General features: G+C 40.9%; 23 protein-coding genes and 1 tRNA gene. 5 read left to right on the top strand and 19 right to left on the bottom strand.

The annotated features are described in order from the left end of the window. Positions 1-32 precede the first annotated feature (32 nt). On the top strand, positions 33-335 hold the full coding sequence (locus LEP1GSC195_RS07730) for a transmembrane 220 family protein (RefSeq protein ID WP_015681738.1): 303 nt from the start codon (positions 33-35) through the stop codon (positions 333-335). Positions 336-445: 110 nt separating this feature from the next. Here the strand turns inward: LEP1GSC195_RS07730 and sufB are convergent, their stop codons facing one another. The 4 genes from sufB to LEP1GSC195_RS07750 form a co-directional block, all read right to left on the bottom strand. After that, positions 446-1,840, bottom strand: coding sequence for a Fe-S cluster assembly protein SufB (sufB, locus tag LEP1GSC195_RS07735; RefSeq protein ID WP_015682112.1), 1,395 nt, complete (start codon positions 1,838-1,840; stop codon positions 446-448). 34 nt (positions 1,841-1,874) lie between these two features. Continuing rightward, entirely contained in the window at positions 1,875-2,468 is a 594-nt protein-coding gene (locus tag LEP1GSC195_RS07740; protein ID WP_002973954.1) for a peroxiredoxin, read from the bottom strand. A 35-nt stretch (positions 2,469-2,503) separates the two neighbouring features. Further along, positions 2,504-4,012 carry an ATP-binding cassette domain-containing protein gene (locus tag LEP1GSC195_RS07745; protein WP_015681491.1) on the bottom strand — a complete coding sequence of 503 codons (1,509 nt, stop codon included), beginning with the start codon at positions 4,010-4,012 and terminating at the stop codon, positions 2,504-2,506. 182 nt (positions 4,013-4,194) lie between these two features. Beyond that, a complete protein-coding gene (locus LEP1GSC195_RS07750; protein WP_015681000.1) occupies positions 4,195-6,804 on the bottom strand; it encodes a hypothetical protein in 2,610 nt (869 codons plus the stop codon). Between the two features lie 162 nt (positions 6,805-6,966). Here LEP1GSC195_RS07750 and LEP1GSC195_RS07755 point away from each other — a divergent pair, with 162 nt between their 5' ends. Beyond that, positions 6,967-7,371, top strand: coding sequence for a PaaI family thioesterase (locus tag LEP1GSC195_RS07755; RefSeq protein WP_002973585.1), 405 nt, complete (start codon positions 6,967-6,969; stop codon positions 7,369-7,371). A 5-nt stretch (positions 7,372-7,376) separates the two neighbouring features. Next, a tRNA-Leu gene (locus LEP1GSC195_RS07760) sits at positions 7,377-7,463 on the top strand. A gap of 8 nt (positions 7,464-7,471) precedes the next feature. Here the strand turns inward: LEP1GSC195_RS07760 and LEP1GSC195_RS07765 are convergent. Genes LEP1GSC195_RS07765 through LEP1GSC195_RS07795 form a run of 7 tightly spaced genes read right to left on the bottom strand, consistent with a single transcriptional unit; the run spans position 7,472 to position 14,907 of the window. Continuing rightward, a complete protein-coding gene (locus LEP1GSC195_RS07765; RefSeq protein ID WP_015682601.1) occupies positions 7,472-8,245 on the bottom strand; it encodes a hypothetical protein in 774 nt (257 codons plus the stop codon). A gap of 8 nt (positions 8,246-8,253) precedes the next feature. Continuing rightward, on the bottom strand, positions 8,254-9,594 hold the full coding sequence (locus LEP1GSC195_RS07770; protein ID WP_015682469.1) for a hypothetical protein: 1,341 nt from the start codon (positions 9,592-9,594) through the stop codon (positions 8,254-8,256). 53 nt (positions 9,595-9,647) lie between these two features. Continuing rightward, positions 9,648-10,394, bottom strand: a complete 747-nt coding sequence (locus LEP1GSC195_RS07775; RefSeq protein WP_015680658.1) for a hypothetical protein — start codon at positions 10,392-10,394, stop codon at positions 9,648-9,650. A 58-nt stretch (positions 10,395-10,452) separates the two neighbouring features. Continuing rightward, positions 10,453-11,112 carry an O-methyltransferase gene (locus tag LEP1GSC195_RS07780; RefSeq protein ID WP_015681661.1) on the bottom strand — a complete coding sequence of 220 codons (660 nt, stop codon included), beginning with the start codon at positions 11,110-11,112 and terminating at the stop codon, positions 10,453-10,455. Continuing rightward, a complete protein-coding gene (locus LEP1GSC195_RS07785; protein ID WP_015682623.1) occupies positions 11,109-11,948 on the bottom strand; it encodes an MBL fold metallo-hydrolase in 840 nt (279 codons plus the stop codon). Before LEP1GSC195_RS07785 ends, LEP1GSC195_RS07780 begins: the two co-directional genes overlap by 4 nt. Next, complete coding sequence (locus LEP1GSC195_RS07790; RefSeq protein ID WP_015681422.1) at positions 11,948-13,360, bottom strand: M16 family metallopeptidase; 1,413 nt, start codon at positions 13,358-13,360, stop codon at positions 11,948-11,950. The genes LEP1GSC195_RS07785 and LEP1GSC195_RS07790 overlap by 1 nt, the downstream gene beginning before the upstream one ends. Next, a complete protein-coding gene (locus LEP1GSC195_RS07795) occupies positions 13,357-14,907 on the bottom strand; it encodes a M16 family metallopeptidase (protein WP_040506554.1) in 1,551 nt (516 codons plus the stop codon). Before LEP1GSC195_RS07795 ends, LEP1GSC195_RS07790 begins: the two co-directional genes overlap by 4 nt. 21 nt (positions 14,908-14,928) lie before the next feature. Between LEP1GSC195_RS07795 and LEP1GSC195_RS07800 the strand changes: the two genes are divergently transcribed. Then, positions 14,929-15,615 carry a hypothetical protein gene (locus tag LEP1GSC195_RS07800; protein ID WP_015682520.1) on the top strand — a complete coding sequence of 229 codons (687 nt, stop codon included), beginning with the start codon at positions 14,929-14,931 and terminating at the stop codon, positions 15,613-15,615. Further along, entirely contained in the window at positions 15,616-16,047 is a 432-nt protein-coding gene (locus LEP1GSC195_RS07805) for a lipoprotein (protein WP_015680582.1), read from the top strand. A gap of 8 nt (positions 16,048-16,055) precedes the next feature. Here the strand turns inward: LEP1GSC195_RS07805 and mpl17 are convergent, their stop codons facing one another. The 8 genes from mpl17 to LEP1GSC195_RS19500 all read right to left on the bottom strand — a co-directional run bounded on the left by mpl17 (position 16,056) and on the right by LEP1GSC195_RS19500 (position 24,403). Next, positions 16,056-16,484 (bottom strand): cell surface protein MPL17, encoded by a 429-nt coding sequence (gene mpl17, locus LEP1GSC195_RS07810; RefSeq protein ID WP_015681126.1) that lies wholly within the window; start codon positions 16,482-16,484, stop codon positions 16,056-16,058. Positions 16,485-16,497: 13 nt separating this feature from the next. After that, a complete protein-coding gene (locus tag LEP1GSC195_RS07815) occupies positions 16,498-17,655 on the bottom strand; it encodes a DNA methyltransferase (protein ID WP_015681836.1) in 1,158 nt (385 codons plus the stop codon). A 75-nt stretch (positions 17,656-17,730) separates the two neighbouring features. Continuing rightward, positions 17,731-18,687, bottom strand: coding sequence for a pseudouridine synthase (locus LEP1GSC195_RS07820; protein ID WP_015682254.1), 957 nt, complete (start codon positions 18,685-18,687; stop codon positions 17,731-17,733). A gap of 6 nt (positions 18,688-18,693) precedes the next feature. Next, positions 18,694-19,935 carry a PilZ domain-containing protein gene (locus LEP1GSC195_RS07825; RefSeq protein ID WP_015680586.1) on the bottom strand — a complete coding sequence of 414 codons (1,242 nt, stop codon included), beginning with the start codon at positions 19,933-19,935 and terminating at the stop codon, positions 18,694-18,696. 2 nt (positions 19,936-19,937) lie between these two features. Then, positions 19,938-22,190 carry an alpha-hydroxy-acid oxidizing protein gene (locus LEP1GSC195_RS07830; protein WP_015680943.1) on the bottom strand — a complete coding sequence of 751 codons (2,253 nt, stop codon included), beginning with the start codon at positions 22,188-22,190 and terminating at the stop codon, positions 19,938-19,940. Next, the gene (gene mnmA, locus LEP1GSC195_RS07835) at positions 22,187-23,329 is read right to left on the bottom strand and encodes a tRNA 2-thiouridine(34) synthase MnmA (protein ID WP_040507011.1); all 1,143 of its coding nucleotides are present in this window, start codon (positions 23,327-23,329) and stop codon (positions 22,187-22,189) included. The genes LEP1GSC195_RS07830 and mnmA overlap by 4 nt, the downstream gene beginning before the upstream one ends. A gap of 1 nt (position 23,330) precedes the next feature. Continuing rightward, positions 23,331-24,212 (bottom strand): hypothetical protein, encoded by an 882-nt coding sequence (locus tag LEP1GSC195_RS07840; protein ID WP_015681266.1) that lies wholly within the window; start codon positions 24,210-24,212, stop codon positions 23,331-23,333. Then, the gene (locus tag LEP1GSC195_RS19500) at positions 24,176-24,403 is read right to left on the bottom strand and encodes a hypothetical protein (RefSeq protein ID WP_015681758.1); all 228 of its coding nucleotides are present in this window, start codon (positions 24,401-24,403) and stop codon (positions 24,176-24,178) included. The genes LEP1GSC195_RS07840 and LEP1GSC195_RS19500 overlap by 37 nt, the downstream gene beginning before the upstream one ends. Positions 24,404-24,412: the final 9 nt, after the last annotated feature.

Here is a 24,412-nt window from a genome sequence, read left to right on the forward strand (position 1 = left end):
TGTAACCGCAATCAAAAAACTGATACGCATCTATGAAACTCTTTCGAATTCTTTGTATCCCCACCTTCCTGTACTTTGCTTATTTGCAATTGAATGACCCAGACCCCTACCTCTGGTTCCCCATTTATGCTTTTGTGGCTGTTATTGCCCTAGCTGGATTCTATCGTCAGGTGCCCCCATTTGTTGGATGGATCCTAATACCAGTTTATTTAGTCTTAGCGGGATATTACTACATGCAAGCTCCCTACTTTGGGATGGAAGTGGAAGAAGTGCGAGAATATTTGGGGCTCTTAATCGCAAGTGCTGCATTGGCCGTGCTTGTTTTTAAAAAGTAAAAACGCAACCGATTCAGTCATTGGTACAGAGGCTTTAGAAATTATTTTGTCTTAAAGAATCCAAAGTAAAAGATATCTATGGATTCTAAAAACAAGAATCCATTTGCCGATTATTTTTCGGCAATGACCTTCCCATCTTCCAAAATCATTTTGATAAGTTTTGTCATTTCCACAGAATATTCCACATCCAAATGTTTGGTGACCCCTTCGCAAAATCCGTTGATGATGAGTAACTTCGCGTCGTCTTCAGACATCCCTCGGGATTGCAAGTAAAACAATTGGTCATCATCAATTTTGGAAACGGTGGCTTCGTAGTTCAGAGTTCCCTCTTCTCCTGACACATCGTTGTACGGATAAGCATGGGACTGAGATCGGTTGTCCATCATCAGCCCATCACATTTGATATGACTATAGGAACCTTTGCTCGATGGTTCAAACTTCACAAGCCCGCGGTAAGAATTGATTCCCCCGTCTAGTGCCACACCTTTTGCAAGGATATTGGACCTTGTATTTTTTCCCACATGGATGATCCGAGCTCCCGTATCTTGCACCTGGCCACTGCCGGCAAAAGCTAAGGAAAGAACATCCCCAGTAGAATGATCTCCTTTTAAGATGATCCCAGGGTATTTGATGGTATTGGCACCAATATTACAATCAGTCCAGGTGATGTGGGCCGCTTCTTCGCATATCCCCCGTTTCACGGTCCAATTGTACATATTCTTTTTCCAATTTTGGATGGTGGTATAAAAGATCTTAGATTTTTTTTTAGCAACAAGCTCTACAACGGCTGTGTGGAAATTCGTACCCTTATCTTGGACAGAAGTGCAGCCTTCACTGTATTCTAAATGTGCACCCTCGTCAGCAATAAGGAGTGTCCGTTCATATTGTCCGGAACTTGCAGCCGTTACTTTAAAATAAGCCTGAAGAGGCATAGGAGTTTTGACTCCTTTAGGAATGTAAGCAAAAGAACCCCCGCTAAAGACTGCTGAATTTAGAGCCGAGAATTTATTGTCTCCAATGGTAACCACAGTTCCCAAATACTCCCGAACGAGTTCCGGATACTCTTTGATGGCAGTATCAATGTCGCAGAAAATGATTCCGAGATCGGTAAGTTCTTTTTTGACATTGGCATAGATGGTTTCGGAATCGTTCATGGTTTCGATTCCCGCAAGATACTTCCTTTCGTGTTCAGGAATTCCTAACTTTTCAAAACTTCGTAGGATTTCTGGATCCACTTCATCCCAAGATTTTTTCTTCTTTTGGTTGGAACCCACGTAATGTACATAGTCATCGATATTAATATGAAATTGAGGAATGAACCCCCAAGTAGGCATGGGTTTTTGTTCATAGACTTCAAAAGCCTTCAAACGAAATTCAGCAAGCCAACTTGGTTCGTTTTTGATATGAGAGATGGATTCTACAACCTTACGAGTGAGTCCCTTTGGAAAATTATCTGGTTTGTAAAATTCAAAAGTTGCCTTGTCTAAACTGGCTGTAGATTCCATACATTCTCCCTTCTCTATCTTAGAGAATCTCTAATTAATTCACAGAAGCGAAGTAAGCTTTGGATCCAGTAGGATCTGCTTTCATCGTTTTCTTTCCTTCGTCCCAGTTTGCAGGACATACTTCACCGTGTTTTTCCACAAATTGGAAAGCTTTGATGAGACGAACTGCTTCTTCAATGTTACGTCCTACAGGTAGGTCGTTAACAGTTGCTTGGCGAATGATACCCGCAGGATCAATGATAAAGGTTCCGCGAAGCGCAACACCAGCATCAGGGCCTGACTCGATAAGAACTCCAAAGGACTTTGCGATTTCTTTTGTTTTGTCAGCGATGAGTGGGTATTTGATCTCACCAATACCACCTTCTTTTCGGGCTGTTTTTTTCCAAGCTAAGTGTGAAAATTCGCTATCAACTGAAACTCCCAAAACTTCTGCTCCGATCTTTTTAAAGTCTTCGAGTTTCGCATCGTATTCAATAATTTCTGTCGGACAAACAAATGTAAAATCGAGTGGATAGAAAAATAGAACCACCCATTTTCCTTTGTAATCGGACAATTTGATTTCTTTGAAACTGTCCCCGATCACAGCGGTTGCTTTAAAATCAGGGGCATGTGATGTCACTTGTGGCATAGAGTCACTCCTTAGAATTATTCTAAGTACAATCCTTAGATTCTGTCTAGATGTTTTTGGGTCACAGACAGGTTTTCCAAAGACCACTCTTCCTTTGCAATGGATTCCAAAAACCGCCGATCATGACTTACAACGACCAACGCGGTGCTAAGTGGTTTAAGAGAACTCTCCAGGGCTTCCAAAGATTTTATATCCAAATGGTTCGTCGGTTCGTCTAAGAGAAGAATTTCTGGATTCGCATCTAGGTGGAGAGATAAAAACATTTTTTTGATTTCTCCCGGACTAAAACTTTCTGATTCAAAAACACGTTTCGGATCACTTCCAAGTCTATGCACTCCAGAAAGAACTCTGGCTTTTGCTTCCGGAGATAAGTGTTGAAACTCCCATTTTAAACTTTGAATTTCTTCTTTGGAAAACTCTTGGGGCAAATACAAATAGGAAATTTGTTTTTGTTTTAATTCTTTTACTAAAAACTTTAGCAGTGTAGACTTCCCCGATCCGTTTTTTCCAGTGATGGCAATTTTTGACTCTGGATGGATTTGTATATGGGACTGAATCTGTAATTCCATAAAACCAAAATCGATTTTCTCCCCTTCCCATAAAAACAAATGTTTCCTTTTAGAGTTTTGCGTTTTCCAAACAATTCCTAAATTTTCTTTTTCAGGAAGTTTGGCGAAGATTTCCTTTTCCTTTCGTTCTAAATGTTCGGCTCTTTTATCTAACTGTTGTTTGAGTCTTCCCGCTTGCCCATCCTTCCCACTCACCCTTGCTAAGTTCTTTTTCTGTCGACCATCGTGGTCATGGAGATCCAATCCTTTTTTTGATCTATGTTTGTGAGATAAACTTGCCTCTTCTCTTCTGCGACCAAGTTCTACCTCTAGTTTTTTTCTCACGAAACGTGCCTCTTCCCATTCGTGGGCCCTCTCCTTCGCTTCTCTTTCCATCTCTTTTTTGCCCTCGGAATAGTTTCCGGGCCTTTGAGAATAAAAGTTTTTCTCAAGAAAAACACAATTAGTTACGAGATCATCTAACAAAGACCTATCGTGACTAATTAAAATTCCAATTCCTTTATAATGGGAAAGGCTACTACCAATGATCTGGATACTTTCGAAATCCAAATGGTTTGTGGGCTCATCCAAAATCAAAACTGCAGGAGATTCCGAAAGCGCCACAGCAAGAAGAATCCTTCGTTTTTCTCCAAAACTTAAAGAATCGTAGTCTTCTGACGATGCGATTCGAATCTTCAAAAGATTTTTAAACCGACCTGATTCTTTGGAATCATCATACAAAAAATCTTCCAAAACTTCCTTCGCGATGTAGGTGTCTTGGGAGACGTAACGCACAGATCCATTGCCTTGGATGATTCCGCTATGAGGATCCATCTCACCGGTAATGAGTTTTGCTAAAGTGGATTTTCCACTTCCATTTTTTCCAACAATTCCTGTCCAACCAGGGCCAAAATGAAGGTTTAAGTTTTGGAATAAAAAGTCAGATTGTGATTCGTAAAGAAAGGTTAAATTTTGAATGGTGATATGTTGGGACATGCGACAAGCTCCTGTTGTTTCCAAATGGGGAAATAGGTAAGCAAGTCTCGTCCTAAAGTGTTAGGAGAAGAATGGATTTAGTATTTTTGTTTTTGCTTACCTAGTTTTGGCTTCGCAATCTCATCGGATTACACCTCTCTTATGAATGTTAGACTATGAAATTAGAAAAAAGTTGTCAAGAGTTAGTTTCCCTTAGCCATAAGGAATTTTTCCATAAACTCGGTGATGTCCCGAATGTTTCGGTTGATCATCTTACGTAGTTCAGGTGGGATGTTTTGTGATTTGATCACTCGGTAGTAGTTCAAGGCATTTTTTAACATCTTACGGCGAGCAAACTCTTGTGCCTTCATGAGCATTGGTTTGTATTTATAATACGAATATTCCATAATCGAATAGTTCTTCGACAAACGAAACGCATGCGGTATCTTTCCAAAGTCATAAGTGAGAGTTAAGAAGGGGGCATCATCCGCTTCGGGGGGCTTTAGTTCCAAAACCCCGTGAATGATTTTTTCCGGTTCTTCCTCTGCCGCTTTTTCGGCCATCTCATCGGGGGAAATGGGAGATTCTTCTTCAGCAATCTCACCCAAGTTTCCATCCACGATTTCAATCTCTGGTGCTTCTGCATCTTCGAGGGCTGGTCCTTCACCCGCAGCAGCCGGCCCACCTGCTTCCTCTCTTAGTTTGCGTTCGCGAAAGACTTCGTCCGCATCAGGAAGCCCAATTTTTAGATCTTCACTCGTTAACGGCCGATTGGTGAGTTCTACCTGGATTGGTAGATCCGTTTCGATAATGGTTTCTGATTTCTGTTGGTTTGGATCCTGAGCCGCAGGTAAATCAGCCTTTGGTGAAATTAACTTTTCAGTTTGCGGATCAATAGGATCCGGGAGTTCTAACTCTTTGCGAAGAGCATCGGTTGTGGAGTCAAACCAATCCGGTTCTCCTTCTGGACGGCCTTGTTCCCTTGGATGGAGAGGTGGTTCTTTTTCGTCCCTACGTAAATCATCCGCATCAGGAAGGCCAATGGGTTCTAAGTCCCACTCAGGTAGTTTTAAACCCGGTTGGTCTGGAAAGTAAGGTTTTAGTAAATCATTAAGAGAAGATTCCTCTCCCTTGGCTTCTAATTCCTTTGCTTTCTTTTCTATCTTCTTTAAGGCTTGGTTTTTTAAAAAATCTTCCCGTTCCTGAAAACGATCTTTCTTTCTCCTATCTTCCCCAGACCTTCTGTCTTTCCTTCCAGCAATGTTCGTTCGTCTGTCAGCATTCTTTCTCCGTTCGTCACCACTACGTCTGTCTACAAGAGGAAGGTCTTTGAATTGTTTCCAATCATTGGAAAAGAATGTATCTTCTGGAAGATCAAGCTCGGATACATCCTTTTTCGAAATTTGGTCAGCAAGCGTCTGTAAGTCGAGAGGTTGGCGAGGCCCGCCGGGAGATCCAGTACCTCCCATACCACCCGGCATACCCACGCCCGGCATCTCAGGAGGAACATAGAAGGGACCTACGATTCCTGAACCTGGTGGCGCCATAGGAGCGCCAGGAAATCCTCCTGCCAACCCCCCTGTCGTCAAACCTTGGTTTAGTGATTGTAAGAGTTGGTCTTGGTTTTGGATGACCTTGGGGTCAAATCCTGGCGATTGGGGTGATGATTGTAAAAACTGGTAAACGATTGGATGGACTAATTGGTTTCCACCGGAAACGTTTTGATTAATCTGAGGGCCAGAGATGGGACTGGGACCTTGCCCAGCTGACGGTTGTATTGGTTTTCCTGCAGGTGGTGCCGTCTCTACAGTGTTTGGTGGAAGTGGAGGCAGAGGTAATTGCGATCCCTGCTGTGGAGAAGGACCAGCACTTTGTGGGAAGGATTGTTGCGTTTGTTGAAAGTTAGGTGGTGGAGAACTTTGTGCAAATTGAATGGCACGTGCTATCGATTCTGCAAATAGTTCAGACACTTCTTTTAAGGCACCCACAAGATCCGAAAGATCTTTGTCTGGTTTTGTGCCAGAACCAGGTTTCGGATCTTTTTTCTTTGGTTTCTCTTTTCCTAACGAATCCGGTTTGGGTTTCTCGTCTTTCCCTGGTTCGCCTGGCTTAGCAGTAGGTGGATTGTCTTCTAAAAACTCCTCTAAGTCCTGGATGTTTTTCTTTATTTTTTCTTTGATCTCTTGGTCAGGAATTCGATTCCCTGTCCTTTCAAAAATCTCGATGGCTTCTTCTACTTGTTCGGCTTCGACAAGAGCTTCCGCATTCAGGAGTGGCCTTCTATGAAAAGAATACTTCGAGTTTTTGGAAATGATATCATCTGCAGAAAAACTAATATCTGGTTTTTCCCGTCTCGGTCTTTCACCAGAGGAAGGAGATTCGGAGCTCTCTTCCCCAAATTCACCTAACGGAAGATCGCTGAGAGATTTAGGAGGTTTTTGTTTCTCTCGTCTGTTTCGTCCAGGTTTCGGCTCTTTCTCTGAAAGGGCATCACTAGATTCCTCTGGTTCGTCATCATTATCAAAATCAGATAACCTTTCCGAAAGAGGTTTTGGTTTGGATTTGGGTTCCTTCGGATCTGTTTGGAAATTTAATTCTTGCCCACGACCACCACGAGAGGGCCTTTCATTTTTTTGAGATTTTGATTGTGGTAGTGGTTCCTCAACTTCTGCGGATTGTCTTTGTTTTTGCCTCCGTTTTTGGCGAGGACTTAAGTCAGCATTGGGCCTACCACCCCCTTCGCTCCCAGCGATATCATTGAGGTCGGCACCAGCGCCGGAAAGACCGAGTAACATCATTAGGGTGGTTAACATAAAAGGGTTCTACTCTTTATTTTCGAGGTTTCCTATACAGTAACTTAAGGTATATTCAAAGAATATTCGATTTCCTAGCATTTTACGGGGGTTTTTGAGCCAAAATGACCGCAAGTTCTTTTTCTGCTTGACACAAGAGAAATTCTTGCGTTCCATGGTGGCATGAAATCCGTTGCGAAAAAAAATCTCAGCTTTGCCTCCTCACCGGACAATGCAGACGGGTTGCAGTTAAAAATCACATTCGACGAAGACACAAAAACTGCCTTTGGTGATTATACCTGCCCCGAAAAATACCAGGGTTTACCGGATCAAATCCACCCAGGAATTATATCCACCATCCTAGATGAAATCATGGTTAAGATCAACGAAGCGATGAATTTCGAAACCACAACAGGTGAATTAACTATTCGTTTCTTGCAACCTGCAAAAGTGAATGAACCATTACACTTACGTGGATGGTTTGTGAAAAAGAACAAAAAAATCATAGAAAACAGGGCTGAAATAGAAAATGAGATCGGCAAAATAGTGGCCCGCGGAAAAGGTAAATATATCGAAGCTGAAGACTGATTTATGCCGGTGTGGTGGAATTGGTAGACGCAGTGGATTCAAAATCCACCGATGGTAACATCATGCCGGTTCGATTCCGGCCATCGGTACCAACAGTAATTTAGTTCGAATCCCGGGTGCAAGCCTTTTGATAAAAATCTTCTTCGATGGTATCAATGGCTTGTAAAACGAGGTTTATCTCACTTTCCTTCATCTGATCAAAGATCCCTCTCCCCTCTTTTAGAATCGAAACACCTAAACGAATTCCTTTTCGATCCTCTTCCGTATAAACTCTACCCTTTGATTCCATCTTAACTAGTATATCTTCCATAATCAAAATGATTTTTCGAATGAGTTCTGCATCCGAAAACACTTTGAATAAAGCACCAATGTCTTTTCGAAAAGCATCCGCTTTCTTTTTTTCGACTTTGGCAATAAGTATCTCCATGGCAAATTCCGATTCTAACAAACTGATTTTGTTTTCCCTTCTGTCGAGTTCCATCACAAGCTCTTCTTCAAACTGATGAGCAGTCACATAGGAATGGAGGGAAGCAAGTCCTGCTTTCAATGCCATAGGGAAATGTTTCCCAAAACGAAAGATAGACAAGGTTAGATTTCCAAGAATTCCCCAAATTTTTGTCGGATGGTTTACAAAACCGGATAACGCATCAAAGGCGGCATCTAGTTCCTTCCGTTTGGAATATTCAGGATACAGGTATTCTAAAAAAAAATGAAGGAGTTGGTCTATTTTAGCGCGAGGGATAGAACTAAACTCTGGATAATTTTTAAGATTCTCTTCTGAATACCGCCTCTGAAGAGATTTTTGATACATCGTAATCAATTCTTGAAAGAGAGGGTGGTCTAGAACTTTTGAAGATTCTTTTTTGGGTTTCATATCTTTGTTTAAAGAACCTCATCAAAATAATTTTCATATCGTTCCCAATTGACTTTTTTTCCTTTCGGGTTGTATGGAAGATTTACATTTTTTTTCACATCCAAACCAACAAACAAAGAGTAAATGCCCACAGCTAGGGAAATAGCTGTCTCTTTTTTATTCTGAGTTAAGTATTTCATATCGCGGCTCCGGTTTACATAACCAATTTCGATAAAGGCACAGAGAGCATTCGTATAAGTGGGGAGACTATAGGTAGAAATATAAGGTTTTTGGATGGGGCCAAGTTCTGGATAAGGCGCATCTTTTTCTTTCAGTTGGATGGGAAGGCCATATTGCACAAAACGCATGAGTTCCTTGGTTACATAGTGGTTATCACCACCAAACCCTTCTTTTCCCCCTTCCCTTCTCCATTCCTCTTTTTTTCCTTTTTCTCTCTCCCAAAACTTTCCTGTTTCCAAAAAGTCCGCATGAGTTGTGGCATAGGGTCCTGGTTTCCCAATTTGTTTTTCCCAATTAGCGTCATCGGCATAACGCCAGCTAACCATGTTTTGTCGGTAACCTTCAAACTTGGAAATATCGGTTTCTTTTCCATTCTTTTTGGACCAATACCCGTGCAGGTAAATCCAAGTATCTGCCGTGGCATTCTCCAACTTGGACCAACCCGATTGGAAAACGAGCCAGTCCGACCAAGGGCCATTCAGAAATGAATTCTGTGATTTTTTCTTTTCTGAGATTTTTTTGATTTGGGAAAATGTTTTGAACCCAGGTGTGAGGACAGCCCCCATCCCCCCTGTCTGGCCTTTACTAGCAGGATTCAAATGCAGTGACAAAACAAGATGTGGTTTTTGTTCATTGATTTTGGAGAGCCTTCCCTTCCGACGAACGCCTGTTTTTGGATCAGGAAAATCATACAATCGGTATATGGCATTGGGATCATCGGAGGCCGGATCCTCATCAAAAGAAGTTTCACGAGTGAGTTTACTTTCAAAGGTAACTCGCGGGAAATCGGTTCTTTTAGAAAATAATTGTAGATACCCTTCAAACTCCTTCCAACCCGCATCTGTCTCTGTTAGTTTTAAAATGCGGTGAACTTCTTTGGCTAAGTCGAGTACTACCTTTCTTTCGGTGATGTTTCCGTGTTCCGTTCCTTGTTTGTAAGTTTCTAAATAGGTTTGGGTGACACTGTCATATTTATCGCCATGTTGTGCCTTGGGATCTTTAGCAATTCCCCCGTGGCCTGGATCCACAGCAATACGAAAGACGGGAACAGCTCCTAAGGAAACAGAGAAGAAACCGAAACCAAGTAAGAAGAGAAATCTACGAAAGAATAATGATGATGAAAAAAGCACGATGGGTCATTCTCCGCACCCAGGGGGGCGGAGAAAAGAAAAAGTTTAAAGTTCTATTTTGTAGTTTGGCTAAAGATTTGGTTTCTGTTATCGCTTAAGTCTTTACCGTATTTATCAGTGATGGTTTTTTTGTCCGCTTCAGCTTCTTTGAAGTCAGTAAGGATTTTGATTCCATAGTCTTTTGCAATTCGGTAATGTACGATCGCATCGTAGAACCTGTCATCTCGAGACATGTCCGTTGCCAAACCCATTTGTCCATAAGCAATGCGAAGTTTTTGTTGGCCTTCTGCAATCTCACGGTAAGGAACCACAACCTTCGATCCTTCCCCAGAAGTTTCTACGAGTTGGGATTGTTCTTGGCCTGTAATTAAATCGGCACATTCTGCAAGTAAGTTCTGCGTTTTGGTATCATAGTTTTTTGAAAACTTACCCATGAGAGTAGAAATATCTTTTTCCAAAGCAACCATAGCTTTTCCAGAAGCAATGTAAGCGCGTCGGTAGTAATAACGTAACACCACTTGGTAGTCTTTTTTGATTTTGTCTAGAGCCGTTTTGGAATCAGGGACTTCATCACCAAAGTTAGCTGTAACTATAGTTAATAGTTTGATCGCGTTGATGACACGATCCTTGTTATTTTCAGAAATATTCTTATACTGTTTACGTTCTAAGTTGTTCCCTTGGTCTAGTTTGTCGAGCTCCTCAAAGGACTCTTTCCCCTTTTCAGGAGCTCCGGACTCTTGTGCAGACAAAGACAAACAAAAGAAACAAAACGAAAGGATGATGAAACTATTTTTTAACACGAAACTTGCTCTCCTTAAACCAAGGAGCAGAATAGCCGAGATTACAGAGGTTTGACTACTATTTTTTATCCTTTTGGAAAAAGAGTAATCCATCTCCCACAGGATACAAGGTATAACGGAAAACTTGGGATTTCACCTCATCCCAAAGAGACATGACGGCCAAATCAGATGGTTTCTTCGGATCGGGATGGAGGACTCGCCCATGCCATAACATATTATCAAATAAAAAACTGGCTCCTGGTTTCGCATCTTTCCAAAGAATTCGAAAAATATCTGGGTAGGTAATTTTATCACAGTCTACAAAAAAAAGATCCGATTGTATCCATTCCTCTCGGTTCTCCTGTAGATAATCCATAACTGAAGCGGTGATCCGCTTAACATGGATTTGTTCCCAAATCCCCATTTTTTTTGCATACTCATCCAAGAGGGCAGCTTGTTCTTCATGCCGATCCACAGTAACAAACTGCGAGTTCGGGGAACCGACAGCCATCCAAAGAGTGGAATACCCAAGGCCTGTTCCCAATTCTAAAACTTGACTCGGTTTCAGTAGAGAAAGCAAATGAGACAACACAGCTCCCGTGGCTGCTGTCACAATGGGAATATTCTTTTCTTTGGCGTAAGTTTCCATTTCCGAGAATATAGGATTTGGTTTATAGACCAAACTAGAATCTATAAAAGATTCCAATTCTGGGATATAGATACTTGGTCTTGGTTTCATGATTTGGGAGGTAAAAAAAGTGAAATGCGGTCTTTGAGAATTGGCGGAACTTTTTTACGGAGGATGTCGTTTAACTCGCGATAACTATAACGTTTGGAAGGGTGTATGAGAACAATGGCTTCATTTTCAAAAGCAGTTGCATGTTCGACGATTTCATCAAAATGAGTATGCCCCCATTCCCGAGCCCGACTCACATCCCTCTTCTCGCAGTAGTAAGTGCATTCCATAAAGAGAATTTTACTTTTACGAACATCTTCATTTTCTAATACGTATTCAATTTTTGTATCCCCGGAAAAGGAAACCAAGGGAACAGAAATTTCTTCTGTAGGATCTTCTCCCAAATCTTTTTTGTTCCGAATTTCCTCGGAATTGAGACTTGTCCATTCTTTCTTTAACTTACGTTTGGTTTCATAAACCGTATAACCTTGCGAGGGAACTCTATGAAAACTTTCCCAAGGTTTAAAAAAATAACCCGGTTTTAAATCTACTCTGGTCCCGAACTCAAGGCCGATGAGTTCACACTCGTAATCGAAACCTTCAATTTCGGAATATAGTTTTAGAATTTGCGACATTTTAGGTTCCAATGATTTTGGAAGATAAATTTTCGGAACGGGGAGTTTACGAAGGCTCCGTTGCGACACATAGTATGGGATCCCACAAGAATGGTCTAGATGAGCATGCGATAATAGAATTTTTCCGATATGGATTTTATCAGGATTGATAAACCCAAAATCAAACATAAAGTCAAGAGAAGGACAAATGATGGAGGTCCGAATCCCACCTTCGGACAAACCTTCAAATTTGGTTCCTTTGTATTCGAAACTTGCAGTTAACATCAATCTTCCGGATTTATAACCTTTACCGATCCCTGAAAGGAGGATTCCAAAGTTTTCGGCCCAACAACGGTAACCAGTAGTTTGTCCTTTTGGAAATAAAGTTTGCCAACTCGTTTTAAATCAGAAAGAGTCAATCGGTCAATCTCTCTTCTAAAGTTTTGTAAGTATCCTTCTGGCATTTTATGATCACGCCTACGGACTTCACTCGCAAGAGTTCGTTTATCATCTTCAAATTGAAATACAAACTGGTTGATGATGGCGTTTTTCGCACGTGTCAGTTCTTCTTCTGTTAAGGAGTCAATGAGTTTGGGTTGGATGAGCTCTCGCATCAGAGAAAGAACTTCCTTTGCAGATTCGGTTTTAGTCATCGCAAAAAACTGAATGGTTCCATAGCTTTCTTGGAATTCCGTATTACTTCCCGCCGAATAAGCAAGTCCCCTATTGTTTCGAATTTCTCTCATATAATAGGAGTTAAATCCACCAGCCCCGATGATATAATTCAAAACCTGGATGGCATAAAAATCAGGATGGTTGTGTTCTGGTAGGACTCCTATCATAGAAATAAAAGTTTGGTTTACATCTTTTACTACCAACCGAATTTCCTTTCCTTCTTTTTTTACATTCTCAGATAATAGAGAAGGAGTGATCCGTTCAGAGTCCTGCGTTTTCGATCCTTCGGAAAACTTCGGAAAAAAATTCTCCCAGGATTTCAAATCGAAATCACCAGTCACAAGAAACCTTCGTTTAGGTTCACTTAAGATTTCTTTTTGAAATTGGGCGAGGTCTGCGAGTTTCAGAGATTCCAAAGAAGAAAGTTGCATGGAAGTGCCCGCAATCGTTCCACGAAACAATGCTTCCTTTGCTTTTCTCGATCCGAGTGCCGTAGGATTATCATTTCTACGTTTGATTTCCTCGCCGAGCTTTCCTTTAGTGGTCACCATCAAGGACTCATCCAAATTCGGTTCTGCAAAAAAAGACTGCAATACAGGAAGGACTTCCTTCTCTGTAGATTTAAGATAAGCGATGCTAAATATAGTTTTTTCGTAATCAATAGAAACAGAAAAAGAAGCACCATAGAATTCTAGTGTTTCTAAAAACTTTTCCTTCGGAAACTTTGCCGATCCAGACAACTCCCAACTATCTTCCAATAGTCTAGTAATCTCGACAGAACGATTCCTCAAATGTTTTTTCCCATGGTAAACATAAATGTCCGCATACACTATAGGAAACTCTGCATTTTTTAAAGAGAATACTTCTACACCTGATGATTGTTCTACGGATGTGATTTTTGGGACCTCAAACTCCAATGGTTTGAACTGTAAATCTCGAACAAACTCCCCCATCTCCCGGCCTGAGATTGTTGAGAATGCCGAAAAACTAAGAGCCAATAAAATTAAATAAATACGTTTCATTCTGATTTTTTCCTTACATCTTCCAATACACCCACAACCACTTTATCTTTGGAAAGATAAGTGGGAATGAGGGTTTGGATATCATTTGATGAGGTTTTCATGATGGCAGAATATTGGCGGAAAAGCCCAGTCCAATCCCCATATAACAACTGATAATAACTCAAAAGATCTGCAATACTTCCATTTTCATCTAAGGTTTTGATAAAGTCAGAAACCATCTGGTTTTTTACCTTATCCAATTCTTCTTTAGGAATTCCCGTTTCCTTAATTTTGTTCAGTTCTTCCCAAATGATTTTTTCGATCGTCTCCGGTTTGGCATCCTCTTTGGGTTTGATGAAGAATACAAAATAGTTTTGGTATCTTTCTCCTGGATATCCGTTGGCGGCTCCCACACTCACTGCCAGCTTTTCTTCCAAAACCAATCGTTTGTACAACCTAGATCCCGTTCCTGAAGTCAGTATCGTTGACAATACATCGAAAGAGGAATTATCTTTATGAGGATAAGGGGGCTTTAGCCAACCCACCATCATCTGACTTCCCGAAGGGTGATAGACTTTGAATCGTTTTTCCCCTGGAAAAGATTTTTCTTCCACTTTATACGTAGGCCTTGGTTTGCCGGGTTTTAGGTCAGAAAAATACTTACGAATGATCGACTCTGTTTCTTCAAAATCAAATTGCCCAACGATAGAAATTACCATTCGATCTGGTGTGTAGTTTTTCTGAAAGAAAGCCTTAGTATCTTCAATTTTCAAAAAAGGAAGGCCTGTAGAATATCCAATTACTGGTTTTCTATAGGGATGGCTTTCAAAGGCCAAAGAGAAAAATTTTTCTCGTAAAACACCTGCTCCACTGTCGTCAGTGCGCATCCGACGTTCTTCGATCACAACATCTCTTTCTGTATAATATTCTCTTAAAATAGGATTTTTTAATCGGTCCGATTCAATCTTTGCCCAAACTTCAATTCGATTGTTAGGAAGTTGGATTTGGTAGTTCGTGACATCCTGTGAAGTATAGGCATTGAATCCAACCTCACCATTTTGTTCATAAATATAGGAATCTTCGTTTTTAACAATAAACTCATCCTGGAGTTGGATGAGATTTTTTAACCTTCGATTTAAGGTTTCGGCCTCTTCTTGTAAAGAAGGAGGAATGGTTTCGCCACGGGCCGTGAGGTCTCGAATTTTCAGTTTGAGATCATCTAGTTCTGTTCCCCAAACTTCGATTTGTTTTTGGTATTTTTCTTCTTTCTCAAAGTCTATGGTCCCTACATTTTTTGTTCCTTTGAAAAGCATATGTTCCAAAAGGTGGGCCGTTCCCGCTTCTTCTGGAGTTTCATCCACAGCTCCCACTAGGAATTTGATGTACAAGGCAACTGTCGGCGAAGTTCCCCGTTTCATCAGCACAACGGTGAGCCCATTGTCCAAATGGATGGTTTTTATCTTTTCACGAAATTGGGATTCTGAGGTTCCGAAGAATTGGTCCTGGGAAAAAAGAGGTAAAAATTGTAGTGAGAAACAAAGGAAAAAGATTCGTAATTTCGACATCATCTACTAGTCTTGAAGGTGGAAATGGTTCGTAAACTTCTAATTTTAAGCCTCTTTTGTTCCTGTCGTCTCTTCACGATTGCTGATCCCAATTATGTAGAACAAGCTCTCCTCAATGAAAAAGAGGAAGGGTTTATTTCTCGGGAATTTTTCCAAATCAAAGTCGAAATCCCAGTCACATACAAAGAAGTTTCAGGAATCGCAAGACGCGAAGATTGTAAACGCAGAGCGTTTGTAGAAAGAGAGAAATTGAGTATGCCCTTCCTTCTGCAAATCCAAAGGCAAAAACATAGGTTCGGGGAAGGGTTCGATGAATATGCAGCATCCTTAGAAGGGAAAGATAGACAAACGAGGGTCATTGCCAATACACCTCAAAATACTACAGCCACGGGCACTCAAACGAGTGCGACCACTGCCGCAAATCCAATAAACCTACAAAACACTCAGACTCCCCAAGGGCAATCCACTACAAATCCTTCACAGTCGCCAATTACAGGACAGAACCTAGGCGAAGTTAGGGGGAATCCCCAAGACAAAAAAGAGAACCCTGTTGAAAACTTACACAACTTTGCCTGGTTCTTTGACGGCCTTACCCTATACAAAGAAGATTACACAGATCGCACAAAATGTGCTTTCCTATTCCGCATCATCCAACCTAAATTAATGGAACGTGTGGAAAAAACTCACATTTCAGAACCTAGGAAATTGTAAATGAACAAAACTCTAACAAGGATTATCCTTTCTTTCGCTATTGTAACTCTCGTATGGAATTGTAAGTCCAAAGAAACCAAAGAAGTTGGTCCGCAGGCCAAAGACACAGAAAATGAAGCAGTTTTAGAATTTACTAAAGCAAAAGAAGGATTTATTTCTGAAACCTTGTTTCAAGTAGCGGTGTCCAGTGTTCTACCAACTGAATCCGAAAGAACAGACGAAGCCAAAACTATCGCAGAACAAAAGTCGCTAAACTTATTAAAAACATACACCATCCCCAATCTTTCTGACAAGGGACGTAAAGAACTACGTGAAATTTCTAAAGAAGGCAAGATCGTTGATAAAAACATTTCTATTGGCGGAAGGTATTTTTTCTTATACCAAATTCAAAAATCCAATTTAAAACGCCTTGTTACCAAAGACTTAGAATGATTTAAAACTTAAATAGAAAACGATTTGTTTACTTTTGCTGGGATACAAATGTTTTTTACAAAGTTACAATAAAACAACTTAGCATCTAGTTGTAACTTACCTTTACCTTCCACTTGGAAGGTAAAGGGTTTTAAGTATTCAAAGTATTCTGGTTTTTTAGAATGAACTGGTCCTTTTAGTTTTAAATCAGCATTCAAAACTTTAAGTCCTTCCGTACCTGATAAAAATATTCGATGTGGTGCTTCCATTTGGAACCCAAAGTCTTTCGGCAAAAACAATTCCAACTCATACTTTCCCGGTGATTTCTGTTTAATCGATATTTCAATTGGATGCGAATCCAAAGGATCGGCAGACAACCCAAAGAAAGAACCACTACTGTTAACAAATCCCAAAGAAACTAGAAAAGAGAGTAAGGCAAAAAACCGAATTTGTTTCATACAAAGATTAGACTTATAAAACTTTCCGTAAAACGACACAACGATTGGAATTTGTGCCTTTTTCGTTATTGGAAACTTGCCAACAATTCGAAAGTTTTGTGAAACTTTGCGTATGGACATAGGTTTTGTTCCAAACAAGACCCGTTCCCTCTGCCATCCGTACCACATCCTCATCCAAATACAAAATGGAATTTCCCTTTTTAACTTCCCCTACTTCCATAACCATGTAAGCACCTTTTTTTAGAACCCTTGCCGATTCCTTTAAGGTAGAACGAATGAACTCATTCCAATCGTTCAAATTGCTGAAGATACTCAGCTTTCTATCTTTTGACTTTTGAATGTCCAAAAACCAATGACGTAGCCAATTGTCCCCTTCATAGTCCACCTTATCTAAGAATGGTGGTGAAGTTACAATCAAATCCACAGATTCCGAATCCACATTGGGAACAGAATTTGCTGAATTTAACGAATACAAATTGTTCTTCGAAAATTCATGATAAAACGGAGGAATGGGAAGTGCCAAATCTCGTCTCATCTTTTGGTAAATTCTCGGTTTGATAGGACGATATTCTGGAGTTTGACCTCGTTTGATGTTATTCTTTGCCTGTGATTCAGGGGGAATCGAAACTTGAGGAAAAGTATATACGGAAAAGAATCCTGTGCTATGCCCATGCAACCGAGACAATGCAATAAGAGAAATGAATTTCATTTCTACAGATGGATCTTCTGCCATATACTTCTTCAGGTTTTTAATTTCCTTTAAAGTGCGCGGGTGGAAAAAAGGAAGGAGATTTATATCAAAGGGATCCTCCTCCACTTCCGCTTCTAAATCCAAGGAATTTAACTTCTTTTCTAAATCCTCGAGTCTAGGAACATACTGCCTTGCACTCGCAAGAAAAATAGACAATGGGTGAATATCATTATGAACTGCAACATGCCCTTCAATATTAGCCTGAATTGCTGTAGTTCCTCTTCCACCAAACGGATCATATACGACCCTATTTTTCTTTTTCAAAAATTCCTTCATAAAAAAAGAAGGAAGTTCCGGTTTAAATGATGCTCTATAACTTACGGTATGATGAATTGGATGTCCTTGGCGTTGTTTTGCAGTCCAAAACTCACCAAATACAATCTTATCGGAATCCTTTAATAGTCTGCCTGCTCCTGCCATCCTTTGCAAAAGCCTCCTCTCTCTTTATAGAAAGATCGGAGGAAAGGCGATTCTTGAGTTAGATTTTATTAAAACCTATGGGACATAGTCTTTATAATTTGGGAAGAAGGATTCTATCTCTGCGAGTGGATTCGATCTGATAAGTATATCTTTTCCAATGCGTTCATCCATATAACCAATGCTATGTGCATGTAAGAGTTGCCGATCAAACCCAAGTTCTACAAGTAAGGAATCGGTAAGTCCCGATTGAACAAAATCTAAAAACATTGTTTCTCTTGGTCCATACAATTTATCCCCAAGAATGGGAAACCCTAAATAGAGAAGGCTTGCCCGGATTTGATGAATCCTTCCTGTAATGGGCCGCACAAGTACCAAACTAATATTTTGTGACTCATTGTAGTTTAGTGGGATAAAACGAGTAGAGACTGATTTGGAATCTACAAATTCAGAAGGTGAAAATTTCATTTTTTTGCGAATGGCCGAATCCAAATCACGACCAATAAAACCCTCGAGAGAAACTTCCTTTTGAAGATAACCTCGAACCACAGCCAGATATTCTTTTTTCACAACTCTGGATTCAAATTTTTTTTGGAGCCAAGTGCGACCCTCTTCCGTTTTGGCAAAGATCACAATCCCGGAGGTTTCCCGATCGAGCCTATGGACCGGAATCACTACAGGGTAGATCTTCTCCAAAAGGTTGAGTAGTGTCCTTGTGCGATACCTTCCCGCTGGATGCATAGGTAGGTTTCCCGGTTTGTCCACAAAGAGGAAATCCTCTGTTTCTTTTAGGATGGTGTAGTTTGTATCAACTTCAGGTTCCTCAATCCGACCGGGGATGGGTTCATAGATTAGGATATCTCCTTCTTGAAGAACCAAATGAGGTAAGGCCACTTTGTCTTGGACTTTGACACGACTTTCCCCGAGTAAGAAGGCCCATTCCCCTGGGTCATGGTACGGAAATTTTGTCGTTAAAAATTCGAAAACTGTCTTACCCGTATAGGGATAACGAATCAATGACTTGTAGACAGTCATGATTACTTAAGGTTCGGAAATGGGTTCATCCGTAGGGAAATCTGCATCCATAGCGTCTCCGAAGGGATCCCCAGGTTCATCCGTAGCACCCACCACAGTTGATCCTTCCTCTGGTGTTTCCGAGCCGGCCGCTTGCTCTCCATCCTGATTGGTATCTGCTGATGGTTCCACTGTCGGAGCATTTGCCTCTTCTTCTGCTTTACCTGCATCTAGAAAAATACCGAGAACTTCTAAATCTTTTTCGGTTAGGTTGTAGAACTGGCAACCAACACGGAAATTGGTTTCTTGGTTACGGATGTTTTTTATGATTCCACGAATTGTAACTCGTTTGCCTTCTTCCAAGTTCAAATCAAAAAGAATGGTCCCATTTAAAGTTACTGATCTTGAGAAAGAACGGGATGGAGCATGGATAAAACTAATACCGCCCATACTTAAATCCATTACCTGACAGACATCACGAGATTCCTGGAAAACTCCAGTGCTTATGATATCACGGCTTACTGCATTGGAAAAGTTTTGAATTTGTTTGTATATTTCGAAGTCGAGAGGTTTTTCTGCCAAAACTTGTACGTAACCAAGATGTACATAACCTTTATACTTAATAGGTACGCAGATTTCTGAAGTATATGTATCAGGTATTTTAGAACTATCGAAAATTCTCAAATACTCATCGAATGGAAAAAAATCTGCCGATGCAGTTGATTTTTCCTTACGGTCAACAATGAAAATATCTTTATCATAGTGGTGCATCATGCGCAGACGATTGTCCATACGACCAGCAAAGAATATAGAAGATAAAGGGAATGCTTTGGTGAGTTTAGCTCTGTAAGCAAGAAGGATGGTATCCACCTTTTTATCATCAAATCCAATGGCTTTGGATACGTCGTTTACATTGATGATATTGGAAACAACCATACCAGTTTGGATTTGACTGGCTTCCACACGAGATCCTTGTCTTGATGCGGCTGTGATTTGGATCTTAACAGGTGTTAGGATCTCCACTCCATTTCCATCTCCACCAGCTACAATAAAATGTGCTAAAAACTTACTACCGTTATGAACGACTGTTAGTATTCGATCTCTATTAGGAAATTTAAGAGTCGTATTGATGATTAGGGCTTTATTTTTTAATGCAATGATCTTAGCAGGGTATTCTTTGTCAGAATTGATAATATATGCCGGAAGTTTGCCGAAAAGTGCAGTAATTACCTTTAAAATACCATCGGGGTCTTTGATTTCCTTATCCATAGTCAACCGTGAAGTTTATGAAGCAACATAGATCGCTTGATGTCCACCAAAGTTTTGGCTCCGGTAACACTCATTGATTGTTTTAGTTCTTCCGAATATTTTTGTAAAAGAAAACGAATTCCTGCATCCTCACCACCGACTAGGGAAATGGCTACGGGTCTTCCCAAAAGCACGGCATCGGCACCGAGTGCTAACATCTTAAAAACATCCATACCCGAACGAATGCCACCATCAACAAGGAGTGGAATTTTACCATTTACTACCTCGGCAATTTTTGGAAGGACACGAGCCGTCCCCGGCATTCCATCCAATACTCTTCCGCCATGGTTAGAAACGACGATGGCAGAAAACCCGCCTTCTATGGCTAGTTTTGCATCTTCCGGATTCATGATTCCTTTAAGAATAAAAGGTAATTTTGTTTTTTCTTTCAAACGAACCAAACGATCCAAAGGTCTAGTAATGCTGGATAAATTCTTTTGTACCATGGTTTTAAAATTCACAGCATCAATGTCCATTCCCAGAGCGAACACTCCGTCCGCCTCGGCCTCGGAAAAACGATCCACTAACATCGATTCGTCTTCTCTAGGTTTACAAATCAAAATTCCCTTTCCAGAAGACTTCTTCAATGCCTCTAACATGATTTTGTATTTTTCAGGAGAGGCTCCGTCTCCAAGCCAAGCCAGGCTTCCGTTTTGGACAAACGAACGTACGACCAAATTTGCATAATCTGCATCAGTCATCACAAAGTTCATATTCGTTCCCACCCCAGTCATAGGAGCTGCCATGATAGGAGTTTTTAGATCAAAACCGAGAAACTTAGTTTGGATCTCAGGTATTACATGATCCCGAATATAACCAGGAAGAATTGAATATTCGGAAAGAGCAACACTGTTGTCATGGAAGGTTTCCATTCGGCCTACTCCACCCATTCCCGGAATTCCAGAGGCACAATTGCTACCATCACATTGTTTACAAACCCAACAAATGTCTTTTCCAAAACGAATTCTTGCTTGGTCGCCTATTTCCTTTTCTGTAATGGAAAATTGTTCATCTACTTCGAAACGAATTGTATCTTTTACTTTTTCAAATACAAGTTCTGCATCTTTTAAATTGTCTGCGACAATGATGACATGACCCGACTTATCGATGTTATTTGTTGGTTCTTTAATGATATCGCCAGATTTGGATTGGATAAAAACTTCGGAAACTCCATCGATTTTTTTTGTTTCTTCCACTCCGCCAATCGATACTAGTTTTCCCGGTTTAGATAGTAACGAACGTTCTATAGAGACTCGGGAAAAAACAGGATCTAAATTATCGGGAGTTTCTCCGAGAGAAATCAAAAGAGCAGCCCGGTTTAAATTCACACCGCTGGACAAAGGATAAGTGAACGCTGACATAAATCCACCAGAGAGTCTTGCAGCAATTTCACCAATTTTTACGCCATCTTTTGTGACTTTGATGTCACCTTTTCCGGCTCCCAGATGGATCCCCAGAGCCCGCATTCCACCTGCCATCACACGTTCCACTTCATTCAAAATCTCTTTGGACATCGCAGAAGGCATGTTATGCCCTACTTCAATAAAATATGGTTCTCTTTCTATGATCCGGTCGGCAATTCCCGTCATTCGGATCTGACCTTGGAAAGCTAAGGCATCAACGGAAAGTTCAGGGCCTTCCATATATTCTTCTAATATTAATTCTCCCGTAGGGCAAAACCTTTTGGCATGGCGGAAAGCAGTGGGAAGGTCATCTTTGTTTGTGACTTTGATCACACCACGTGCTCCCATATTGTCAGCAGGTTTCATCACAAGCGGGAAGGTCAATGAGTCGAGGGCATCTTTGGCATCTTGCAAAGACCAAACAGCAGCAAACCGAGGAATGGGCATTCCAAATTCCTTTAGCCTTTGGCGCATCTTCACTTTGTTAGATGCAGCTTCCGCATCCACAAAACGAATTCCTGGAAGTTGTAAGGCAGAGGCTACGGCCGCCACAGTCATACTAGCATCGGTGCCCGCAGTGATCACACCATGAATGGAAGAATTTTGCGCAAACTTTTTCGACTCCCGAACCATACCTTCCACATCCTTTGTGGACATGAGAATGGCTTCATCAGCAATCTGAAATCCTATGGAAGATGGATTCATGTCGGCAACAACCGTATGGAGCCGCATGGTTTTTGCGGTTTGGATGATGGGAACTTGTAACAACCCCCCACCAATGATGAGGATTGTTTTACCTTCTACCGATTTCAAATGGTAACACTCTCCGCCTCTAAAACAGAACTTTTCTTTACCTTACGAGTAATAGAGCCTTTTTGAATGATTCCACCAGCTAAAAGATAATCTCCGTTCGGTGCATAAAAAGTTGCCGATTGTCCCGGAGTGACACTTTTTACATCTTCCAGAAATTCCACCTTCCAAGTATTTCCAAGAGAAGTCACCAAACAATGAACAGGTGCACTCCTGTAACGAATTTGGACTTTCATTTCTTTAGTTTCCCCAACTTCCATAGGACTCAGTGCTTGGTAGGTGATTTCTTCTAAAACAAAAGATTCAGAAACAGTTTCTTCTTCTTCACCAAGTACCACAGTTCCATCATCTTCAATGGACAGAACATAAAGGGGATTTTTCCAAGCAATCCCAAGGCCTTTCCTTTGGCCGATAGTAAATCCTTCTTTTCCTTGGTGTTTGCCAATGATTTGGCCGGATGCCAATTTGAAAAATCCAGGAGTGAACTCCATCCCCTTTTTTTTAAGGAAAGATCTATAATCGTTTTCAGGAATAAAACAAATTTCTTGGGATTCTGGTTTTTCCGCTACAGGCAGACCCATCCGTTTTGCAATTTCACGCACTTGAGTTTTGTCCATTTCACCCAAAGGGAAAACTGTATTTCTAATATTTTCTTGGGACAAACCGTACAAATAGTACGCTTGGTTTTTTTTCATATCCACAGCATTACGAATGGCGAAACGTCCATCCACTTCGATCACACGAGCATAATGACCCGTTGCGATTTTTTCTATTCCTAATACTTTTGCTTGTTCAAAAAGAGCGCCAAACTTTACGAAGGTGTTACACTCCACACAAGGGTTTGGTGTCCTTCCATCTTTATAATCATTAATAAAACGATCGATCACCCGTTCTCCAAATACCTTTTCCATTTTGATTACATAAAAAGGAATGTTTAAAGAAAGACCTACATCCCTTGCATCACGGATGTCTTCTGGAGAACAACAGGACTTTTTAGTGGTATCGCAGGCAGGAGCTTCATATTCCCAAGTACGTAGGTTCACACCTATCACGTCGTAGCCGGCTTCCATCAGAAGTCCTGCAGCTACAGCGCTGTCTACCCCGCCACTCATCGCCACTATGATTTTTTCTTTTTCTTTCACCTTAGTTTTTGGTGTGAACAATTCCCACACGCCCCCGAGAGAAGTCCCAGAACAAGGGACGAGTCCGAAGTATGTCGAGACCGATCACCCAATCCTCTTCCCTATCCTTGTCCCCCGGCAAATGGAAATTCTCAAGTGAAATTCCTGTGAGAAACTGGACTTGTCTATATTCTTCTCGAATCCCTGACTTGGTCACTAAATAGAACGGAGAAGCCGATTCCCTCTGGATCGCTGTTTGGATCTTATTTCCGGCAAGAAATACCTTCTTTTCTCCCAGAAATCGTTCGTTGGAGCCCTTGGGTAAAAGGTTTAAAGAAGATCCGGTGTCGAGAAGTCCAAAGGAGGTATATCCTTCTGGATATTCAAATTGGACATAAAAATGAGCCCCTTTCTTCTTTGTATTCAGAAGTTTTAGATCTGTAGATAAGTAAGCATCCGGGTGTTCACAAAAGGGAGAATCTTCGGGAAATCGTTTTAACTCTTTGCCAAACCAGAAGATACAACTTCCGGAAAAGAAATCGATTCCAAGGAGGCCTGGAATGGATTCCGGAAGGATTCCATTTTTCTTTTTCAAAGTAAAATGGCGACCTCCCAAGCGAAATTCCGAAACTTCCTCTTCATCAGCCGATTCATAAAAACTCAAATCAGATCCAGTGTCCCATAAAAAAGACAGTGTCCTTTGGTTCGATTCAATTCCTGAAAGGAGGAGATGGGTTCCTTTGTCGACTACAGTGATACTTGTATGGGGAGGAAGAGTTTTGGTTGTGGGAAATTGGTATGAAACGGGTGTTTGGTGAGGGCGCACAGGGCCTGGGATACAAGCCCCAAAAAAGGATAAAGTAAGAATTACACTAACTTTTTGATACAGCGAGAATTGGAACATCTTGTGTAATCTACAATACAATCTCGATATTCAATGCCCGTATTTTGATCCTTAGTCTTGTATTCAATAAAACAAGAATAGGGCTGGAAATCATACGAAGAAAGACCCAAAGCTCGATTGCGTATGGATTCATATACATCGGAAGGAACCGATGTTGAGAGGTCGTTGAGTAGGTATGCCGGCTCTGCCATACTCTACCC

Origin of the sequence: Leptospira wolbachii serovar Codice str. CDC, from assembly GCF_000332515.2 — a bacterium.
Classification (GTDB): Bacteria; Spirochaetota; Leptospiria; order Leptospirales; family Leptospiraceae; genus Leptospira_A; species Leptospira_A wolbachii.

What these genes read in the sequence shown, in the direction of transcription:
- LEP1GSC195_RS07740 (WP_002973954.1), bottom strand. Translation starts at nt 2,468, where the DNA reads ATGCCACAAGTGACATCACATGCCCCTGATTTTAAAGCAACCGCTGTG.
- LEP1GSC195_RS07785 (WP_015682623.1), bottom strand. Translation starts at nt 11,948, where the DNA reads ATGTTAACTGCAAGTTTCGAATACAAAGGAACCAAATTTGAAGGTTTG.
- mpl17 (WP_015681126.1), bottom strand. Translation starts at nt 16,484, where the DNA reads ATGAAACAAATTCGGTTTTTTGCCTTACTCTCTTTTCTAGTTTCTTTG.
- LEP1GSC195_RS07800 (WP_015682520.1), top strand. Translation starts at nt 14,929, where the DNA reads ATGGTTCGTAAACTTCTAATTTTAAGCCTCTTTTGTTCCTGTCGTCTC.
- LEP1GSC195_RS07745 (WP_015681491.1), bottom strand. Translation starts at nt 4,012, where the DNA reads ATGTCCCAACATATCACCATTCAAAATTTAACCTTTCTTTACGAATCA.
- LEP1GSC195_RS07825 (WP_015680586.1), bottom strand. Translation starts at nt 19,935, where the DNA reads ATGGATAAGGAAATCAAAGACCCCGATGGTATTTTAAAGGTAATTACT.
- LEP1GSC195_RS07730 (WP_015681738.1), top strand. Translation starts at nt 33, where the DNA reads ATGAAACTCTTTCGAATTCTTTGTATCCCCACCTTCCTGTACTTTGCT.
- LEP1GSC195_RS07805 (WP_015680582.1), top strand. Translation starts at nt 15,616, where the DNA reads ATGAACAAAACTCTAACAAGGATTATCCTTTCTTTCGCTATTGTAACT.
- LEP1GSC195_RS07820 (WP_015682254.1), bottom strand. Translation starts at nt 18,687, where the DNA reads ATGACTGTCTACAAGTCATTGATTCGTTATCCCTATACGGGTAAGACA.
- LEP1GSC195_RS19500 (WP_015681758.1), bottom strand. Translation starts at nt 24,403, where the DNA reads ATGGCAGAGCCGGCATACCTACTCAACGACCTCTCAACATCGGTTCCT.
- LEP1GSC195_RS07790 (WP_015681422.1), bottom strand. Translation starts at nt 13,360, where the DNA reads ATGAAACGTATTTATTTAATTTTATTGGCTCTTAGTTTTTCGGCATTC.
- LEP1GSC195_RS07750 (WP_015681000.1), bottom strand. Translation starts at nt 6,804, where the DNA reads ATGTTAACCACCCTAATGATGTTACTCGGTCTTTCCGGCGCTGGTGCC.
- LEP1GSC195_RS07840 (WP_015681266.1), bottom strand. Translation starts at nt 24,212, where the DNA reads ATGTTCCAATTCTCGCTGTATCAAAAAGTTAGTGTAATTCTTACTTTA.
- sufB (WP_015682112.1), bottom strand. Translation starts at nt 1,840, where the DNA reads ATGGAATCTACAGCCAGTTTAGACAAGGCAACTTTTGAATTTTACAAA.
- LEP1GSC195_RS07755 (WP_002973585.1), top strand. Translation starts at nt 6,967, where the DNA reads ATGAAATCCGTTGCGAAAAAAAATCTCAGCTTTGCCTCCTCACCGGAC.
- LEP1GSC195_RS07765 (WP_015682601.1), bottom strand. Translation starts at nt 8,245, where the DNA reads ATGAAACCCAAAAAAGAATCTTCAAAAGTTCTAGACCACCCTCTCTTT.
- LEP1GSC195_RS07780 (WP_015681661.1), bottom strand. Translation starts at nt 11,112, where the DNA reads ATGAAACCAAGACCAAGTATCTATATCCCAGAATTGGAATCTTTTATA.
- LEP1GSC195_RS07795 (WP_040506554.1), bottom strand. Translation starts at nt 14,907, where the DNA reads ATGATGTCGAAATTACGAATCTTTTTCCTTTGTTTCTCACTACAATTT.
- LEP1GSC195_RS07815 (WP_015681836.1), bottom strand. Translation starts at nt 17,655, where the DNA reads ATGGCAGGAGCAGGCAGACTATTAAAGGATTCCGATAAGATTGTATTT.